Origin of the sequence: Shewanella polaris (genome assembly GCF_006385555.1) — a bacterium.
GTDB lineage: Bacteria > Pseudomonadota > Gammaproteobacteria > Enterobacterales > Shewanellaceae > Shewanella > Shewanella polaris.
This window is the reverse complement of sequence record NZ_CP041036.1, coordinates 3979894-3997197: the sequence shown is the minus strand read 5'-3', so window position 1 is coordinate 3997197 and position 17304 is coordinate 3979894. Positions and strand designations below refer to the sequence as shown.

16 protein-coding genes are annotated in these 17304 nt (G+C 40.8%); 11 read left to right on the top strand and 5 right to left on the bottom strand.

Going from position 1 to position 17304, the window contains the following annotated elements; genetic code table 11:
* Positions 1–35: 35 nt before the first annotated feature.
* Together rnr and rlmB are read left to right on the top strand one after the other, a co-directional pair.
* A complete protein-coding gene (gene rnr / locus FH971_RS17405) occupies positions 36–2537 on the top strand; it encodes a ribonuclease R (RefSeq protein WP_140235148.1) in 2502 nt (833 codons plus the stop codon).
* Between the two features lie 4 nt (positions 2538–2541).
* On the top strand, positions 2542–3282 hold the full coding sequence (rlmB, locus tag FH971_RS17400; protein WP_137225290.1) for a 23S rRNA (guanosine(2251)-2'-O)-methyltransferase RlmB: 741 nt from the start codon (positions 2542–2544) through the stop codon (positions 3280–3282).
* Between the two features lie 139 nt (positions 3283–3421).
* Here the strand turns inward: rlmB and FH971_RS17395 are convergent, their stop codons facing one another.
* Positions 3422–4858 carry an MFS transporter gene (locus tag FH971_RS17395; RefSeq protein WP_137225292.1) on the bottom strand — a complete coding sequence of 479 codons (1437 nt, stop codon included), beginning with the start codon at positions 4856–4858 and terminating at the stop codon, positions 3422–3424.
* A 90-nt stretch (positions 4859–4948) separates the two neighbouring features.
* Positions 4949–5692, bottom strand: a complete 744-nt coding sequence (locus FH971_RS17390; RefSeq protein ID WP_167496050.1) for a DUF481 domain-containing protein — start codon at positions 5690–5692, stop codon at positions 4949–4951.
* 224 nt (positions 5693–5916) lie between these two features.
* Here FH971_RS17390 and rpsF point away from each other — a divergent pair, with 224 nt between their 5' ends.
* From rpsF to rplI, 4 genes are read left to right on the top strand one after another with little or no spacing between them, the layout of a single operon-like run.
* The gene (gene rpsF / locus FH971_RS17385; RefSeq protein ID WP_137225296.1) at positions 5917–6309 is read left to right on the top strand and encodes a 30S ribosomal protein S6; all 393 of its coding nucleotides are present in this window, start codon (positions 5917–5919) and stop codon (positions 6307–6309) included.
* A 6-nt stretch (positions 6310–6315) separates the two neighbouring features.
* The gene (priB, locus tag FH971_RS17380; protein ID WP_137225298.1) at positions 6316–6618 is read left to right on the top strand and encodes a primosomal replication protein N; all 303 of its coding nucleotides are present in this window, start codon (positions 6316–6318) and stop codon (positions 6616–6618) included.
* Positions 6619–6630: 12 nt separating this feature from the next.
* The gene (gene rpsR / locus FH971_RS17375) at positions 6631–6858 is read left to right on the top strand and encodes a 30S ribosomal protein S18 (protein WP_137225300.1); all 228 of its coding nucleotides are present in this window, start codon (positions 6631–6633) and stop codon (positions 6856–6858) included.
* Between the two features lie 42 nt (positions 6859–6900).
* On the top strand, positions 6901–7353 hold the full coding sequence (rplI, locus tag FH971_RS17370) for a 50S ribosomal protein L9 (RefSeq protein ID WP_137225302.1): 453 nt from the start codon (positions 6901–6903) through the stop codon (positions 7351–7353).
* Positions 7354–7552: 199 nt separating this feature from the next.
* Here the strand turns inward: rplI and FH971_RS17365 are convergent, their stop codons facing one another.
* Positions 7553–9751, bottom strand: a complete 2199-nt coding sequence (locus tag FH971_RS17365) for a S46 family peptidase (RefSeq protein ID WP_140235147.1) — start codon at positions 9749–9751, stop codon at positions 7553–7555.
* Positions 9752–9881: 130 nt separating this feature from the next.
* Here FH971_RS17365 and dnaB point away from each other — a divergent pair, with 130 nt between their 5' ends.
* The gene (gene dnaB / locus FH971_RS17360) at positions 9882–11288 is read left to right on the top strand and encodes a replicative DNA helicase (protein ID WP_137225306.1); all 1407 of its coding nucleotides are present in this window, start codon (positions 9882–9884) and stop codon (positions 11286–11288) included.
* A gap of 129 nt (positions 11289–11417) precedes the next feature.
* Complete coding sequence (gene alr, locus FH971_RS17355; protein ID WP_140235146.1) at positions 11418–12536, top strand: alanine racemase; 1119 nt, start codon at positions 11418–11420, stop codon at positions 12534–12536.
* 50 nt (positions 12537–12586) lie between these two features.
* Here alr and FH971_RS17350 read toward each other — a convergent pair whose 3' ends face one another.
* Entirely contained in the window at positions 12587–13057 is a 471-nt protein-coding gene (locus tag FH971_RS17350) for a chemotaxis protein CheX (RefSeq protein ID WP_137225310.1), read from the bottom strand.
* Between the two features lie 465 nt (positions 13058–13522).
* A complete protein-coding gene (locus FH971_RS17345; protein WP_140235145.1) occupies positions 13523–14446 on the bottom strand; it encodes a hypothetical protein in 924 nt (307 codons plus the stop codon).
* Between the two features lie 540 nt (positions 14447–14986).
* Between FH971_RS17345 and dusA the strand changes: the two genes are divergently transcribed.
* The 3 genes from dusA (at position 14987) to FH971_RS17330 (ending at position 17234) form a co-directional block, all read left to right on the top strand.
* Positions 14987–16030 (top strand): tRNA dihydrouridine(20/20a) synthase DusA, encoded by a 1044-nt coding sequence (dusA, locus tag FH971_RS17340; RefSeq protein ID WP_140235639.1) that lies wholly within the window; start codon positions 14987–14989, stop codon positions 16028–16030.
* 514 nt (positions 16031–16544) lie between these two features.
* Positions 16545–16850 (top strand): hypothetical protein, encoded by a 306-nt coding sequence (locus tag FH971_RS17335; protein ID WP_140235144.1) that lies wholly within the window; start codon positions 16545–16547, stop codon positions 16848–16850.
* A 183-nt stretch (positions 16851–17033) separates the two neighbouring features.
* A complete protein-coding gene (locus FH971_RS17330; protein ID WP_140235143.1) occupies positions 17034–17234 on the top strand; it encodes a PspC domain-containing protein in 201 nt (66 codons plus the stop codon).
* The last annotated feature ends 70 nt before the right edge of the window (positions 17235–17304 follow it).

The following is a 17304-nucleotide window of genomic DNA, read 5'->3' as shown; positions in this document are numbered from 1 at the left end:
GCTCCACGATATGGAGCGAATTATTTGGAAATTGAATGATCAACGATCCTCATTTTGATAGAGAACAAGACAAGTACGACAATCCAATCCCTAGTCGTGAGTATATTTTAGAATACTTGCGAGCGCAAAAGTCACCAGTTAGCCGCGATAAAATTGCCGAAGCATTAAAAATTACTGAAGAAGAGCCATTAGAGGCGCTTCGTCGTCGCTTGCGCGCAATGGAGCGAGATGGCCAATTAGTATTCACTCGTGGCCAAAGCTATGGCTTGCCTGAGCGCATGGATTTATTGTCTGGCACCGTTATTGGTCATCGTGATGGCTTTGGCTTTTTTAAGCCAGATGAAGGTGGTGACGACTTATTTATTAACAATCGCGACATGTTGATGTATTTCCATGGCGATAAAGTTTTAGCGCAAAAAGCGGGCACCGATCGTCGTGGCCGTCGTGAAGCACGCATCGTGCGATTAGTTCAACAACGCACTGCAGCTTTAGTCGGACGTTACCATGTCGACGGCGGCATGGGTTTTGTGATTGCTGATGATAGGCGTATTACTCAAGAAATATTAATCGCCAGCGAAGATACACTAGGCGCTCGCGCCGGTGATGTTGTCGTGGTTGAATTAACCCGTCGTCCTGGTCGTTTTGTTAAAGCAGCAGCCAAAGTAACTGAAGTTTTGGGTAAGACGATGGCCCCGGGTATGGAAATTGAAATTGCGTTGCGTAATTACGATTTACCGCACACTTGGTCAGCAATTATAGAGAAAAAACTCAAGCGTATTCCTGATGAAGTCCCTGAAGAAGATAAGCTAGGTCGCGTTGATTTGCGTCATTTACCGCTGGTCACTATTGACGGCGAAGATGCCCGTGACTTTGATGATGCTGTCTATGCCGAAGCAAAACCAACTGGTGGCTGGCGTTTATGGGTAGCGATTGCTGACGTGAGCCATTATGTTCGCACTGATTCTGCATTAGATACAGAAGCGCGCGCTCGTGGTAACTCGGTATATTTCCCGTCGCAAGTTATTCCAATGTTGCCTGAGAAAATATCTAACGGTTTATGTTCTTTAAAACCGCATGTTGATCGTTTATGCATGGTGGCCGAGATGACCATTTCTGCTGCGGGTAAGCTCTCTGGCACTAAGTTTTATCCTGCGGTAATGCACTCTCATGCCCGTTTTACTTATACCCAAGTAGCCGCGATGCTGGAAGGCGGACCTATAGCTCCTGAGCATGAAGCGTTATTCCCACATTTATTATGTTTGCAGTCGTTATATCTTATCTTAGATGAACGACGTGCAGAGCGTGGTGCGATTGCTTTTGAAACATTAGAAACGCAGTTTATATTTAATGAGCAGCGTAAAATTGACAAAATCGTCCCAAGAGGCCGTAACCAAGCACATAAAATCATCGAAGAATGCATGATTTTAGCTAACGTGGCTTCGGCAAAGTTTGTCAAAAAACACAAAGGCGAAGTGTTATACCGTGTTCATGAAGCACCATCAGAGCAAAAACTGGCTAATTTTAAAGAGTTTCTTGCCGAACGTGGCTTAAGCATGGATGGCGGACTAGAACCGACACCGACTGATTATCAAAATTTGATGTTGAAAATTGCCGACCGTCCAGACTTTGAGCTGATTCAAGTGATGTTATTGCGCTCAATGCGCCAAGCAATCTATAGCCCAGATAACGAAGGCCACTTTGGTTTGGCATTAGAAGCTTATTCGCATTTCACCTCGCCAATTCGTCGTTACCCTGATTTAGTGTTACATCGAGTGATTAAATATTTGCTCGCAAAAGAACAAGGTGATGTTCACGATAAGTGGACTCAAGATGGCGGTTATCTCTATCAAATTGAAGAATTAGATGCATTAGGTGAAGAGTGTTCAACCACCGAGCGTCGCGCAGATGAAGCAACTCGCGATGTGAGTGACTGGCTTAAATGTGAATATATGCAAGATCATGTCGGCGATACATTCGATGCGGTTATTGCCTCCGTCACCAGCTTTGGATTGTTTGTCAGACTAAATGAGTTATTTATTGATGGACTGGTACACATTTCAAGTCTAGCAAGTGATTACTATCAATTTGATCCTATGCGTCAGCGATTAATTGGTGAAAATACTCGCCAAGTATATCAAGTAGGTGATGCAGTGACGGTTAAAGTTGCCGCGGTCAATCTTGATGATCGTCAAATTGACCTGTTGATGGTGGGTGACAACAGTAAGAGTGCGGGTAAACCTGCACGCAAAGGCAGCAAGTCTTCAACGGCTCGTGAACGAGTGAATGCTGAAGGGGCTAAATCGGCTCGAGGTAAATCGTCTGCAAAGTCTGATAAACCTAAATCTGATAAAGCTAAGTCTGACAAACCTAAGTCAGATAAGCCTAAGTCAGATAAGCCTAAGCCCAGCAAACGTCGTTCAAGTGGGAAAGCTTCATCTCCAGCGGCCAAACCTGCTGCTGTAGCTCAAAAAACTGATGCTGCAAAACCGGATTCTAGCGTTAAGAAAACCCCTGCCAAGCGCAGCAAGAGAAAGTAATTAAATGAAAAAACAAGATACCATTTTTGGCATTCATGCCGTTCAAGCCTTGTTAGATAACAGCCCTGAACGCGTCATTGAACTTTGGCTATTACAAGGCCGTGATGACGAGCGCTTAACGCCACTGATTAATATAGCATCAAGCTTTGGTACAACATTGCAACGTGCAGCTCGTAAAGTGTTAGATGACAAAGCGGGTAGTTCACAACATCAAGGTATTGTCGCGCGCGTGAAGGCGGTTAAACCTTTGATTGAAAGTGATTTAGATGCATTACTTGATAAAACGGCTGTGCCTTTTTTATTGATTCTAGACGGTGTAACAGATCCACATAACCTCGGCGCATGTTTGCGTAATGCTGATGCTGCAGGGGTGCACGGAGTTATTGTACCAAAAGATAATTCTGTCGGACTTACTTCAACAGTCAGTAAAGTCGCTTGTGGCGCAGCAGAAACGATTCCATTATTTCAAGTTACTAACCTTGCTCGTACTATGCGTCACCTGCAAGACAAAGGTGTTTGGATTGTCGGCACGGCTGGTGAAGCTGATGGCAATGTATATCAGGCCGATCTTAAAGGGCCTTTAGCGATTGCCATGGGTGCCGAAGATAAAGGTTTACGCCGATTATCGCGAGAAGGCTGCGATTCATTGGTGTCAATCCCAATGGCCGGAAGTGTGTCGAGTCTTAACGTGTCGGTTGCGACGGGTGTTTGTTTATTTGAAGCGGTCAGACAGCGTTTAAGTTAACCATTTAACTGTCGGCTAATTGCTATCAATATTAATAAAAAACGGCGATATTTATCGCCGTTTTTTTATGTTCAATATTGAGGAGGGACGGGTTAGCAATCTACTCTATTCATAGTAGAGCTTATTTAAATAAATAATATTAGCGTCCACCAATTTCGTTATCGACATCCTCATCATCCAATATCTTATGCTCAACCTGCTCATTACTTACCGTGTTAGCATTAGCTGGGCTAGCATCAGCAGTATCATCTGTTTGTGTATTGCTACTATCTAACTCTTCATTGTCTGAATCTGGAGTGATATCAAATGCATCTTCAGCGGGGTGGATCATTTGCTCATTAACCATGTCAACATCAACACGTGGATCGAATGATGCTGCCAACGGCGAACTGACCATATCACCACCTGCCATCACGTAATCTGCAGTAATAGTCTGTTCAGCTTTTTGACGTAGATTTATCCACATGAGCCTCGCCAATAAGGTAAACGAGCAGATAGCCATAAATCCATACAGCATCTGGTCACCCATAACTTGCATTAAGCCAGATGCGACCAAAGGACCAATACTTGCACCGATCCCGAAAGTCACTAATATGGTGGCTGATAATCCCACTCGTTCATGTTGATCAACGCGTGAATTAGCTAATGCGGTTGCTAATGGGTACAAGGTGAACGCTAAAATACCAAATAAACCAGTTAATATTAACGAATACACTGAGTGAAAGGGGACGATAGAAATAATTAACACGATAAAGCCTAATAGCGTGCAGTTAATTCGAATCAATAAGCTACGAGAGATAATATCTGACAATTTACCCATTGGCCATTGGGCCAACAATCCTGCAAAAATGGTACAAGACATATAGAGTGCAACGTGTTCAGGATCAATACCTATGGCTGTAGCGTAAGAGGGCGCCAAACCATAAAAACAACCTACAATCATACTGCCTAATGCGATCGTCGTCAGTGCTTGAGGTGCTCGTTTCCAATAATGACCCATTTGTAATGGTGCTGGCGTTAACGGCTCTGGGTGAATTCTACGAGTGATTGCTATAGGCACAATACATAATGAAAAACAGATGGCAATTAACAGTAATGGTTCTAAACCTAAATCAGGATATAAACTAATTGCACCTTGACCCGCCATTAACCCTAAGTAAGATACAATCATATAACTGGCAAACACGGTACCACGTTGATTTGTCTCAGCTTGTTCATTCAGCCAGCTTTCTAATACCATATACTGGCACATCATGCCCATACCAACCGCAAGACGCAGTACTATCCACACAGTTAAGTTGTCTATAAGCGCATGGCCAAGAGCCGACGCAGTGACAACCCCAGCACAAGCCACAAAGGCTCGAATATGACCCACTTGTGCAATGAGTTTATGACCCACTTTAGAGCCAAATACAAGGCCAATATAGTAGGCTGACATCATGCCGCCAATCCATATTTGCGGGACTTCCATTGTGGTAAGTCTTAAGCCTAAATAGGTTGTTAGTAAACCTGCTGCAAGCACCATTAAAAAAGTTGTACTGTATAATGATGCAAAACTGCGTAGGGGGCTGTCCATAACTGTGCCTTTATTGGTTCAATCAGTATTGGTTCAAGAAAGCCATTTGGCCTTATTGATTAAGTGTTTCGTTTCATTTTAGGTTAATCATTATTGAAACGTGTATAACAAGTTAAATGTAGTAATGGTATCTGTGTTTTGGCTTCCATCAGGAACGACTTCGGTATACTTGACGTTCATCCCGATTTTAAATGCCCAATCTTGAATAAAAGTATTTTTATAACTCATGTCTAGGGTTAGCGTGTTGTTATCTTGACCCGTTTCAGCAGTAATATCAGCATTCAGACTGGTGTATTCTTGTAATTTAACCGTATATTTAGCGGCAGTACGAAGAATGACATCACGGTTTGCTTCAGGATAAGGCTCTAACGTGCTCTCTTCGGCTAGGTCATAACGATAACCCGGGCCGACTTCAAGGCTTAACTTAGTTTTATTGTTTTTTATTAAGTCGAAACCATAACCTGTTGAAACGGTATAAATTCGAGTGTATGAACCAAATTCATCCCAAGTAAATTCACCACGGCCAAACACATAGCCTCGCTCTAGTTTATAGTTCGACTGTAAAAATACTTGATATTTTTCTGCAGTTGATTCAGTACCGTCAGCAGCATAATAAGCTTTTAGTGTGGCTTCTTGTCTGGTTTTAATTGAATCATAAGTCATGTAAGTGCGGCCGTTGAAGTTTTTAGTTTCATTATTACCACTATTAAGTTGCAGTCCTGCTTCAACCTCGGCATTAAAATTATTTGACGGTTCTTGGTAATCTGGTGGAACCAAAGCCCATGCTGGCGAAGATAGAATAAAGAGGAAGCATGTGGAGACTATTTTTTTCATGATTATCATTAGAGTTTTTTATTCTTTGACGGCGTAAACGCGCTATTTTTGACTGCCGCCATCATACCTGTAATCAAGATTGCTGAAAAGAGTGAGTTAGTGCTTGAGTTTATGACGTGCTTTATGTATCATCGCGCGCTCAAATCAGTCACTTTAATTCGTTCCTTGCCTCTAATTGGTCTGACTGAGCCAAAACGAGGCTACCTAACCGTAAGGAGCAATAAATGCGTCATTATGAAATCGTATTTATGGTTCACCCAGATCAAAGTGAACAAGTCCCAGGTATGATTGAGCGTTGCACCGGTGTTATCACTGCTGCTAATGGTACAGTCCACCGTTTAGAAGATTGGGGCCGCCGTCAATTGGCATATCCAATTCAAGACCTACATAAAGCTCACTATGTTCTTATGAACGTAGAAGCAACTGCAGAGTCTATTGAAGCACTAGAAACAGCTTTCCGTTTCAACGACGCTGTTCTGCGTAATATGGTAATGCGCACTAAAGCTGCCGTTACTGAAGCTTCTCCTATGGCAAAAGCAAGAGACGAACGTGAAACACGTCGTCCATCTTCTGATGACCGTACTGTTGAAGCAAGCGCTGAAGAAAACGCTGAATAATTTTTTGTGAATAACCACTTAACGTTGTCAGGAACGATAATTCGTTCAAGACGATTAGATAGCCCAAGCGGTATTGCCCATGTGGTAATAACGGTAGAGCATAAATCGCAACGACAAGAAGTAGAAATGTTGAGAAACGTCTACTGTTTGATTCAAGTGATATTAAGTGGCCCGCGCTTTAATAGCGTTGCAAATAAATTACAAGCAGGTGTGCAAGTTGATGTGGAAGGGTTTCTTTCATTACAACAAGGGCGAAATGGCCAAAACCGTTTAGTCTTGCATGCTGAAAATGTCGAATTGAAAACTTAGGAGACTGTCAAAATGGCACGTTATTTCCGTCGTCGCAAGTTCTGCCGCTTCACCGCTGAAGGTGTTGTAGAGATTGATTACAAAGATATCGTTACTTTAAAAAACTATATCACTGAAAGCGGCAAGATTGTTCCTAGCCGTATCACTGGTACTAGTGCTAAATACCAACGCCAACTAGCTCGCGCTATCAAGCGTGCTCGTTATCTTTCTCTACTGCCATATACTGATTTACATCAGTAATATTGCGGTATTAATTCCTAACCGAATATAGAGGATTTGATAATGAACGTTATTCTGCTAGATAAAGTTGCAAACTTAGGTGGCTTAGGCGACCAAGTTTCTGTTAAAGCTGGTTATGCTCGTAACTTCCTTTTACCTTATGGTAAAGCAGTTGTAGCAAATGCAGCAAACACTGAAGTATTTGAAGCTCGTCGTGCTGAATTAGAAGCTAAATTAGCTGCTGAATTAGCAACTGCGACAGCTCGTGCTGATACATTAACTGCATTAGAAGCTGTTGTTATTGCTTCTAAAGCGGGTGATGAAGGTAAATTATTCGGATCAATTGGCAACCGTGATATCGCTGATGCAGTTACTGCAGCTGGCGTAGCACTTGCTAAATCTGAAGTTCGTTTACCTTTAGGTGCTTTACGCACTACTGGTGACTTCGAAGTTGAAGTACAAGTACACACTGAAGTTAAAGCTATAGTTAAAATTTCTGTTGTTGCAGAAGCTTAGTTATCTTTAGCTCCATAGAAAACACCGCCCTCGGGCGGTGTTTTTTTATGTCTGCTGTTTAGTAAATCATACATGCTTGAGGTAAGAAGCCTTGCCTAGAGTGATGTATCGAACACACTTATATTGTGATGCAACTTGTGGTCAATAGATAAAAAAATACCCAGCCAACAGAGCTAGGTATTATTCATTAAGGTGTTAATTAGTTTCTAACTAAATCTAACTCTTTGATTAAGTTGTCGGCATGATCAACTTGATCCATCATCCACAAAATATAACGAATATCAACATGCACTGCTCGGGTAATGGTTGGGTTAAAGAACCAATCTTTAGTGATGGCTTCGTAAGTAGAGTCGAAGTTAAGACCCACTAACTCGCCTTTGCCATTAAACACAGGTGAACCTGAGTTACCGCCCGTTGTATCCGCACTTGATAGAAAGTTAACGGGTACAGAGTTAAAGTCGGCAGGCTTGTCTAAGCATGACATCAACTTACACACCCAAGTGCTAGGTTGTTGATATACCGTCGCGACTCTGTGCTTTCCGTAATCATTTGCTTTAATTGCGGCTAATAACTTAGCTGGAGCATTGTATGGTTCTTCACCAGTATTTTTAGCTAAAATGCCTTCTAAGCGCGTAAATGGTTGCTTATATAGAGCATCTTTTGATTGATAGCCATCAACCATGCCATAGGTAATACGCAGAGTGCGGTTTGCATCTGGGTATACTGGCCAATTGTTAGACTTGTAATAGTTAATAATGGCTTTCATGTATTCAGGGCGAACTGATGACAACTTGCCTTCGAGTAACTTTTCACTTTTCTCTAGTGTCATGTTGGTGTCATGAATAGCAACAGCTAAACGAATGAATGGGTCTTCACTGGTTTCAAACTCTTGCGCTGTTTTGTTCATCCAGTCAAGGCGTTTTGCTTGATCGGTTAGCTCTGTTAACGCATACAGACCTTCCACCTTAGCTTCTAACTCTTCAAAACTATTTGCGCTACTTAATGCATTATCAAACACTTCTGTTTTAAGTGGCTGGCTAGCATAGGCTTGTAGGTCTTGTAACCAAAGGATTTTATCAACTGCAGGATCAAAACTTCTATCAATGCGTTTTAATGCTGATTTAAACATCTTCATGTCGCGTTGCTGAAAACCTGTTTCTCGTTGTTCATCAGGCTTTTGCTTTTCTTTAGCTAAGCGATATAACTTACTGGCAGCTGTTAATAACACGCTCGATTGTGCATTTTTAAAATAATAATTAGTTTGCACTTGAGTGTGCTGCTCTGCTAATAAGGCCTCTAAGTTATTAATTAATTTAAGATTGGCGTTAGGATCTTTTTTTAACCAAGCCAGAAAGTCATTTTCTCGCTGTTGTTTAATCCCAACGATATCAGTTGCTTTAAAACCATCGAGTAAGCCATTGATCTTTTTCATCCGATTAGCCATTGATGCCATAGTACCGGCATACTTAATCGCGATATCTTTATCCATTTCACCCATTAAGGTTATCGTATCAATTTGTAATTGATACCGTTTAGCATAAGTTGGATAAAGCCAATCGTTGGCAAACTGTAGTTCACTGGTTAAGTTATAACGACTGGTTGAACCAGGAAAACCCGCTACAAAAATACCGTCGCCAGCTTTAACGCCATCGGCATTAATTTTTAGATAGCTTTTTGGGGTATAAGGGACGTTGTCTTCAGAATAGGTGGCGGGTTTACCATCTTTACCAACATAAGCGCGTAAAAAAGTAAAATCACCTGAATGACGTGGGTATTCGTAATTATCAATATCACCACCAAATCCACCAACACTTTCAGGTGGTGCGTAAACTAAGCGAACATCACGAATAATGAGCTGTTTAGTGAGGTAATATTCTAAGCCATGATGAAAACTGTTAACCGAACAACGGTAGTTGTCATCGGCTTCGCAGATTTTTATTAATGCTTTGCTGTTGGTTTCAATGCCTTCAAAGCGCGCCAAGGGGTCATTGCTTAAGTTTGCCATAACTTGATTGGTCACATTAGTAACTTTTTCCGTAATGTATAAGCGTTCGTTTGGCCCTGCCGAAGGTTCTTCTGCTTGGGTGTTTGCTAAAAAGCCATTTTCGAGGTAATTATGCTCTTTTTTGCTGTTATATTGTATGCCGCGATAAGCACAATGATGGTTTGTGACAACTAGGCCTTGGGGGGATACAAAACTGGCGGTACAATAGCCCAAACTGACAACGGCATTCATTGGATATTGTCCTAAATCTGCCAGTTGTGATGCGGGAATATCGATACCTCGTTGGGTGAGTTTGTCGGCAATAGATGGCATTTGATACGGTTGCCATTGGCCTTCATCGGCAAAGGCGAAACCAGAGGTCAGCACAAGTGCTGCAACAAGTGCGATACGCATGTATTTTCCTTAAATTATTATTTTATTTCTGTTTAACGAAATCGTTATCTCTTTTCGTTATAACAGTAAATTAAGCTTGACCACCGTGTTATACCATATTTTATAAAGTCGTTGGAAATTGGGAGTGTTAATGTCACAGCAAGGTGCTTTTAAATCAAGAAACAGGCAAAAAGATGTAGAAGTAAATGCATTAAAATTGCCACCTCATTCTATTGAAGCAGAACAATCCGTGTTAGGTGGATTAATGTTAGATGCTGAAGCGTGGGATCGTGTTTCTGAAGCGGTTGTGTCAGAAGACTTTTATTCTCGTTCTCATCGAATGATTTTCGCCGCAATGCAGCGTTTAATGGAATCGGGTCAACCGCTGGATTTAATCACGGTATCTGAACAACTCGAAATTGAAGATCAACTAGACGATGCTGGCGGCTTTGCTTACCTTGGCGAAATTGCTAAAAACACCCCAAGTGCCGGTAATATTTTATCTTACGCAGATATTGTACGTGAACGTGCCGTAGTGCGTGACATGATTGCCGTTGCCCATGAAATTGCCGATGCGGGTTATAACCCTGAAGGTCGAGATTCAAGTTCTTTATTAGATTTAGCCGAAACCAAAGTATTTAAAATTGCAGAAATGCGCACCAATGCCAATGAAGGCCCTGAAAACATTAAAAGCATTCTTGAAAAAACCGTTGATAGGATTGAACAGCTCTACAATAATCCTCATAACGGGGTTACTGGTGTCTCAAGTGGTTTTAATGATTTAGATAAAATGACCGCCGGTTTTCAGTCTGGCGATTTAATTATTGTTGCTGCTCGTCCTTCTATGGGTAAAACCACCTTCGCGATGAACTTGTGTGAACAAGCCGCGATGAATGAAGATAAGCCAGTGCTTATTTTTAGCCTCGAGATGCCCTCTGAACAGATCATGATGCGTATGTTGGCGTCGCTGGGTCGGGTTGACCAAACCAGAATTCGTACTGGTCAGCTAGATGATGAAGATTGGGCGCGCGTGTCATCGACCATGGGCATTATGCTTGAACAAGGTAAAATGTATATTGATGATGGCTCAGGTTTAACCCCAACAGACGTACGTAGTCGAGCCAGACGTATTGCCCGCGAGCATGGCGGGTTATCAATGATCATGATTGATTACTTACAATTAATGCAAGTGCCAGCATTAAAAGACAATCGTACTTTAGAAATTTCAGAAATCTCTCGCTCATTAAAAGCCTTAGCCAAAGAATTAGAAGTGCCTGTTATTGCGTTGTCGCAGCTTAACCGCTCGCTAGAGCAACGTGCTGATAAACGCCCAATTAACTCTGACTTGCGTGAATCTGGTGCGATTGAGCAAGATGCCGATTTGATCATGTTTATTTATCGTGACGAAGTGTATAACGACACCTCAGAAGATAAAGGCACCGCTGAAATCATTATTGGTAAGCAACGTAACGGACCTATTGGGCGTATTCGTCTGGTATTCCAAGGTCAATTTTCTCGCTTTGACAATTATGCTGGACCGCAGTTTGAAGAAGATTAACGATTGATTCGGCTGCATTTATTAATGAAAATCATTTACGATAATCGTATTTTTTGCTGATTTGATTGTGTTTGTCAAATTAACAAACCGATAATAAAATTTATTATATTGTTTAATTAAGGTCATCCATTGAAACCTTTTCCTCGCGCAGAAATTAGTCGTTCTGCTTTGCAAAGTAACCTAGTGCAATTACGCCTTATTGCTCCTAATAGCAAAGTGATGGCCGTTGTAAAAGCTAATGGTTATGGCCATGGATTATTGAATGTTGCTGAAAGTGTTGGGTTATTAAATGCAGCAGAAACTGTCGGTATGTACAGTGGCAGCGCGGATGGATTTGGTTTAGCAAGGCTTGAAGAAGCGCTACAACTTAGAGACGGCGGGGTAAAAGGTAAGCTTTTACTATTAGAAGGTTTCTTCCGTCAGTCGGACTTACCAACACTGGTTACCCATAATATTGATACTGTGGTTCATCATGAGTCGCAATTGCAGATGCTTGAAACCATAAAGCTTGAGAAGCCAGTAACCGTATGGATAAAAATCGATACGGGTATGCATCGTATCGGCTTTACCTTGGATCAGTTTGACAGTATTTATCAGCGCTTGCTGGCTTGTCCGCAAGTGGCTAAGCCGATTCATTTAATGACCCATTTTGCCTGTGCTGACGAACCCGATAACACCCTCACTCAAACGCAAATGGATGCCTTTGAGCAACGGATTAAAGGCTTAGAAGGGGATCGCACCTTAGCTAATTCTGCCGGGACATTATTTTGGCCATCAAGCCAAGCTGATTGGATAAGACCCGGTATTGCGCTTTATGGTGTATCTCCGGTTGTAGGTGATAGAGGTGTTAATCACCGATTAATTCCAGCAATGGAGTTAGTGTCTAATTTAATTGCTGTACGTGAGCACAAAGCCGGTGATAGTGTCGGCTACGGCGCTTTCTGGACCGCGAAACAAGACACTCGGTTAGGCGTCGTGGCCATTGGTTATGGTGATGGTTATCCACGCAATGCACCAGAAGGCACCCCCGTGTGGATTAACGGTCGCCGTGTGCCAATAGTGGGTCGAATATCGATGGATATGTTAACGGTCGACTTAGGTGCCAATGCAGCAGACAAAGTAGGGGATAATGTTCAGTTATGGGGTAAAGCTCTCGCAGTAGAAGAAGTAGCCGAATATATTGGCACTATTGCTTATGAGTTAGTGACTAAATTAACCCCTCGTGTGGTGGTTGAGCTGCTTGAGTAACCACCCCACTATTTTTAGTGCTTAATGCCTATTGGGCATTTTAGTTTTGGCTATTTTATATCCTCAAAGCAAATTTCAATAAAGGCATTGCCGTATTCATGAGTAAACGGCATCATGATTTTCTTACCTTGTGCCTTATGAGAAATAGTATGATTTTTCCCCGACACCACAGCTGGTGTCGCCATATCAAAATCATAACCTTTTTCGCTTAATAAATTTTTAGCGCCGCCAGTGACCATGTTGGTTATTTCCCCAACTAAATCAGTCACTTCATCGTTGATAAATCCAGGTTCTTCACCCAGCATCTTATTCATAATTTCGAGAATCAATTTTTTTTCAAAGGTAATTGAAAGCGATCCGCGGGTTGTTGGGCCAACCATACCAATTAAACCGGATACGTCACCTTTAGCAAGGTCATGGTTTTTCAACTGTGGTTTACCGGGTTTTAAATCCATTGTTGCCATGGTCGAAATAACATTGATTAAAGAAACAAGGAATGGATTAATGAATTCAACTTTCATAGGTTAAGCGATCCTCTTACATTCAAAAAAGTGGCGATAATTCAACTAGAGCATAAGCTTGCCATCATTCTAGCTAATAAGTGTAAATTGCTACTATATCAGCAATGTCAAATAGAGGTTTAAGCTTAGAACACAAAAATGAAATTGAAACTACTAACAAGGATAAAAATGTTTTTATCCAGTGGTTTAGTATAAACAATATAAAATTAGCCGTCAGTTTACTTTAGTCTATTTAAGCTTAAAAACATGAGTATCAGTCGCTTACATTGTAAATTTATGATGCCAAATATTGTCTTGAACCAATGGGTTACACCTTCAAATAAGCACTCGATGTGAGTGGACATCAACATAGTTGAACATAAAGTCGTCAATATTGATTGTCGTTTTCTTATGCAACACATAGCATATTGAATTGTGGCTCGACGGAAAGTTAAGTCCGTGGGGGGGTAGGCTTTAATGGCTGATTTAAAGATACTGACTACACAAGTCTGAAAAGTCCCCTCTTGGGTTGAGAAGAAAATCATTGCCCACGATCGTCGTCATGTCTGATTCTGAAATAAATGGGTTATCGATTTTAAAAATGAGTCTTTGATTCAACTTACTTTTTATCAAATAAGTACAGTGATATTGATAAAATAACTGATCAAACTGACCACTCTCGATAATTCTCTGAAGACCAACTTGTATTCTCTGGGCTAACCTAGGCTTGTCCGGTGACACATAATAATATGTCGCCAACGGAATATTGAGCATAAGATGTTCATCAACAACTAACTCGGGATAATGCTGTTTAAATAGTTCAATTTCTTGAAAAACCTCATTAACACCACGTCCAAAGGTGATAAAACGTTCCTTGGATAACATATTAAATAAACTATTATATTCAGTACTTTCTACAACCTTAAATCCCGCTTTTTGCATGGCAACTTTAGTAGACCATTGTCTACCAGAGCCGGTATTAAGAGAGGTTAACTGCGCTAATGTGGTGATATTGGCTAATGTCGCTGCATTTTCCTGTTTAATAATAAAAATCCTAAACCCCTGAATGCCTTTTCGAATGGGGATTTTTATTGGTATAAGCTGTTCATCCCACTCTAACTTTGAGGCTTCAGCGATAACATTGATAGTGTGGCCATCTTTTAATGCCCTGAATGTACGATTGCGGCTCATTATCATACTGGACACTGTTAAAGATGCTTCGCCAAAATCAACTTTTGTTGCTTCAATCACTAATGCTAAAAGGTCATAGGGGTATTGATACCGATTATCCAATTCGGATTCTGAGTTATTAATAATAAATTGATCATTTGCGTAAGCGGCGGGGACGTTAGTTAATACTCCAAATAATAGTAGGTTGAATAACAAAAAAAAGTGCTTTAAATCATCCATAAATCAGCTCATTACAATATAAAAATGTATTTGGAGTGCGCTTATTTTGGCCTGAGGATTTCTGACCAATACTAAAAAAAACACCTGTGTGAAAATATTTACAATAGTTTGGCTTTATATGAGTATCAACCTTTTAATAGAAGTTCTCTGATCAATGTAACAAAAGGCATACTAAAGCTAGACTCACGAATAGATACACTTGAACGCACTTTTTCATTGTGCCGATGCAGGGGGAGTTTAGTTTATTTAAGTTATTGATTTTAAATTAAATGACTGAGATAAGGATTCTAGCTGACAATTTCACTTTTTGGCTGTGGTTTTGGATAACAGTAAATTGAGAGTAATTGAGCTTAATCGCCATTGTTTGATCTTTCCTTAAATCAGTAGACACTTGTTTCTCAATGACGGGTTAATGATATAATTACTCACTATTTAGGACTGTCCAGTCGTATTAAGCTGATTTATGACTTCTTTACTGGCTCCTTGTGCAACAACGATTACCCAAAATGCACCTAATACGGTGCATCAATACCGCAAATGATGAGTATAAATAATTCAGTGAATACAACGCCAAAGCTAGCTACACCAATAGATACGGTAGATCGCACCTTTTCCATTGCGCCCATGCTGGATTGGACCGACCGTCATTATCGTTACTTTGCTCGCTTAATGTCGAGTAAGGCATTGCTGTATACCGAGATGGTGACAACGGGCGCCATATTGCAAGGTAAGGGTGACTATTTAGCTTATAACGAACAAGAGCATCCAGTGGCGTTACAGTTGGGAGGCTCTAATGTTGTTGATTTAGCGGCGTGTGCCAAGTTGGCTGCTGAACGTGGTTATGATGAAGTGAACCTCAATGTCGGATGTCCATCTGATAGAGTGCAAAATGGTCGTTTTGGTGCATGTTTAATGGCTGAGCCTGCGCTTGTGGCGCAATGTGTTGATGCGATGAAACAGGTCACTGATATTCCCATTACAGTTAAAACCCGTATTGGAATTGACGAGCAAGACAGTTATCTATTTTTAACTGATTTTATTGAAACCGTGAGCGCTCAAGGTTGTAGTGCATTTACTATTCATGCGCGTAAAGCTTGGTTACAAGGGTTAAGTCCGAAAGAGAATCGTGAAATTCCGCCGCTAGATTATGATCGAGTTTATCAGTTAAAGCGTGATTATCTGCACTTGAATATTAGCATTAACGGTGGCATTAAAACCCTTGAAGAATCTAAGTTGCATTTAGCCCAGCTAGATGGGGTGATGGTGGGGCGTGAAGCTTACCAAAACCCATATATGTTGGCACAAGTTGATCAACAGTTGTGTGGACTCGATACAGTGGTTATCACTCGTCAGCAAGTGATTGAACAAATGTTGCCATATATTGAAGCTCATTTAGCCCAAGGTGGTCGTTTAAATCACATTACCCGCCATATGATTGGTTTATTCCAAGGATTACCGGGTTCGCGTGGTTGGCGTCGTCATTTAAGTGAAAATGCCCATAAACCCAATGCTGATATTAGGGTTGTACTAAAAGCCGCTGAGTTTGTCGATGCAGAAGCACTGGCCAATGATGAATGCCATTAAGTCGCTATCTTAATATATCTCGATAGCGGCAGATCTACAGTTAAGCCTCGCTGTGTTGAACACTCAGATACCATATAAAAGCACTTAATAATAAGTGCTTTTTATTTGGCGTTTTTTGAGTTTATGCCCTGCATTACTCTCTTTGAAAATACTTAACGGGTTAAATAGTCGCTATTTAAGTATTCGCTTATGTAATGAGTGAATATGATATTCATTCAATCATCCTCCCCAAGCTCGGTGATATTTCACTGTATATTTCTATTTTTTGTCATTTCTATCATAGATAACAAAAACGGCTGGTCATTTTCACCAATGATATGGTGAATTTTACTATCTGTTGGTTTTTTGCTCGACTAATAAGTTCAATTACATAAACTAAAATTAATAAATTTATCATGTTAATTATATGGTTATAGTTGATTGTTAAAGTTGGCACGTAGCTTGTAATACCTATTGTGTAATCAACTAGACGGGTGTTTAGTTGCCAATAACCAACACAAGAAAGGATGCTATTATGTCTACATTAACTTCAACCAACGTGATTCGCCGTAGTGTTCAATTATCAATTGCAGCTGCATTATTGGTTACCGCCAGTGTTTCGGCACAAGCAGATGAAATTTCAATCTCTAATACGGTCGCTGCACTAGAGCAGAATATGACGCAAGCGAGCCAAGAGATGATTTCAAATGTGAAGCAAGAGTTAATGCTGTCGTTGCAAACCCAAATAGCTGAACAAGTTTTTGAAATTAATTCGGCACTAGAGTTTGCTAGCTTTGAACAACCACAAATAAGTACCACAGTAGCTGCTGAAAATAAGTAATGGATTGGGCGATGAATATAGGCTTGGTGCTGCCATTAATGTCGTTATTGTTATTGCCAGTTATCAGTTTTGGATTGTGTGCGATGTTAGTCAGCTGGCTGTTATGGCCAAGCATTAATGACCAAGCTTAATCTTAAATCATTGCTTTTTTAGAATAAATTTTATTAAATATTAGAGGGTAATATGAACTGTTTAATCAATAGATTACAAGATGAAACTCGAATCGTGTGTGGCGTATCGGCTAAATTAGCGAAACAATACGGTTGGTCATTACTTTGGACTCGTGTGGTAACGGTTGGGCTAGTGCTAACCAATCCAAGTATTAGTTTACTTGCATACTTTGTGATTGCCGTGGTGATGAGCCAAAAAACATTTCGATTTTAAGGCTTGCCCAGTAATGGATAAGCGGGGGATCATTGATTACCCCGTAGACAGGTTACATTGATGTATGTCA

Coding starts and splice junctions, on each gene's coding strand:
- rnr (WP_140235148.1), top strand. CDS start 36: ATGATCAACGATCCTCATTTTGATAGAGAACAAGACAAGTACGACAAT.
- rlmB (WP_137225290.1), top strand. CDS start 2,542: ATGAAAAAACAAGATACCATTTTTGGCATTCATGCCGTTCAAGCCTTG.
- FH971_RS17395 (WP_137225292.1), bottom strand. CDS start 4,858: ATGGACAGCCCCCTACGCAGTTTTGCATCATTATACAGTACAACTTTT.
- FH971_RS17390 (WP_167496050.1), bottom strand. CDS start 5,692: ATGAAAAAAATAGTCTCCACATGCTTCCTCTTTATTCTATCTTCGCCA.
- rpsF (WP_137225296.1), top strand. CDS start 5,917: ATGCGTCATTATGAAATCGTATTTATGGTTCACCCAGATCAAAGTGAA.
- rpsR (WP_137225300.1), top strand. CDS start 6,631: ATGGCACGTTATTTCCGTCGTCGCAAGTTCTGCCGCTTCACCGCTGAA.
- rplI (WP_137225302.1), top strand. CDS start 6,901: ATGAACGTTATTCTGCTAGATAAAGTTGCAAACTTAGGTGGCTTAGGC.
- FH971_RS17365 (WP_140235147.1), bottom strand. CDS start 9,751: ATGCGTATCGCACTTGTTGCAGCACTTGTGCTGACCTCTGGTTTCGCC.
- dnaB (WP_137225306.1), top strand. CDS start 9,882: ATGTCACAGCAAGGTGCTTTTAAATCAAGAAACAGGCAAAAAGATGTA.
- FH971_RS17350 (WP_137225310.1), bottom strand. CDS start 13,057: ATGAAAGTTGAATTCATTAATCCATTCCTTGTTTCTTTAATCAATGTT.
- FH971_RS17345 (WP_140235145.1), bottom strand. CDS start 14,446: ATGGATGATTTAAAGCACTTTTTTTTGTTATTCAACCTACTATTATTT.
- dusA (WP_140235639.1), top strand. CDS start 14,987: ATGAGTATAAATAATTCAGTGAATACAACGCCAAAGCTAGCTACACCA.
- FH971_RS17335 (WP_140235144.1), top strand. CDS start 16,545: ATGTCTACATTAACTTCAACCAACGTGATTCGCCGTAGTGTTCAATTA.
- FH971_RS17330 (WP_140235143.1), top strand. CDS start 17,034: ATGAACTGTTTAATCAATAGATTACAAGATGAAACTCGAATCGTGTGT.